Below are 1,163 nucleotides of genomic sequence, written 5' to 3'. Positions count from 1 at the left end.
GTGCCAGCGCGGCCGTCAGGTGGAAGGCGCCCGCGCGCAGCAGGTTGTCGAGCGGAAATTGTGTGGCGATGCCCAGCGCCAGCCAGCCGCCCGGCACTGCCGCCAGGAGAGGCAACAAAACCCGCCGGCGCCCGCTCAGGGTCCGCACGCTGGCCCAGAACAGCGTGTAGCCCAGCGTGCCCAGCAGCAGGCTGGTGTGGGTCCACAGCCACTGGGGCAGCACCTGGTACTCGCCCTGGCCCGCCAACTCGGCGCCGACGGCCAGAAGCAGGTAGGCCGCCGACAGCGGCCGGAGCCCTTGCGGACGGCAGGAATGCCGGCTGACATGGAAGATGCTCAGCGCGCCGGCGACCAAGGCGGTCTTGTAGAGCAGGAGGACGGTAGGGAGGTCAAGCTGTAAACCCATGGCGCTGCGTGGCGGTCGTGTGATGGCAGTTGTTGGAGCGGATCAGATCGGGTGGTCTCCGTCCCCCCGTATGGTGGCCGAAAGAAGTGACAGGTGACAGATGCCAGCGCGGCGCAGGGTGGATTCCGGGGGGGGGGCTCCTCAGCGCTGGCGCCACCGCTTCTTCCACTGCCGCTGGATCACCCGCGCCACGCGCCAGGCCCACGAGGCGCGGGCACGTTCCAGCACGGCATGCTTGAGCTGCATCCAGTGCGCGTGGGTCCAGGCAAACCAGCGCAATTGCATGAGCGCAGGCTGCGTGAGGGTGAACAGCCGCGCCACCACCGCCGTGCCCACCACCTTGGCCAGCACGATGACGAGCATGCCCAGCACCACATGCCCGCGCCCGATGGCCCAGAGCGCCAGCAGCTTGATCGGCAGCAGCAAGGCCGTAGGCAACGCAAACAAGGCCACCGCAGCCCAGGGCGGCAGGGAGCGCACCCAGCCTTCGATCCAGCGCAGCCCCGGCCAGCGGCCGATGCGCGCCAGCAGGCGCTGCAGCGGCTCCCAGCCCCATTCCTCGAACAGGATCAGCAGTGCCAGCAGGCCGCTGCCCAGGCCCGTGAGGGCCCGCAGAGGCCAGTGCAGCAGGTGACGCAGGAGTTTTGGAATGATTTGGGCCCGATGCGCTAGTGGATCATGCCTGATGTGCTATGTAAAACATAGCAATCTGGCGGGATGCATATCCCCAGCTCACACGCCGCGCGCCCGGTCGGCC

The 1,163-nt window shown here is 68.4% G+C and carries 1 protein-coding gene and 1 pseudogene; both read right to left on the bottom strand.

Annotated features, from left to right (window positions below; translation table 11 throughout):
• Window positions 1-406: pseudogene (locus DBR23_RS31250) on the bottom strand (GGDEF domain-containing protein); the annotation flags it as partial.
• A 141-nt stretch (window positions 407-547) separates the two neighbouring features.
• On the bottom strand, window positions 548-886 hold the full coding sequence (locus DBR23_RS20050; RefSeq protein WP_233250604.1) for a hypothetical protein: 339 nt from the start codon (window positions 884-886) through the stop codon (window positions 548-550).
• Between the last annotated feature and the right edge of the window lie 277 nt (window positions 887-1,163).

This window comes from Acidovorax sp. HMWF018, from assembly GCF_003061035.1.
In the GTDB taxonomy this organism is placed as follows: domain Bacteria; phylum Pseudomonadota; class Gammaproteobacteria; order Burkholderiales; family Burkholderiaceae_C; genus Acidovorax; species Acidovorax delafieldii.
The sequence above is the reverse complement of the archived record's forward strand: the minus strand, read 5'-3'. Positions and strand labels throughout refer to the sequence as shown.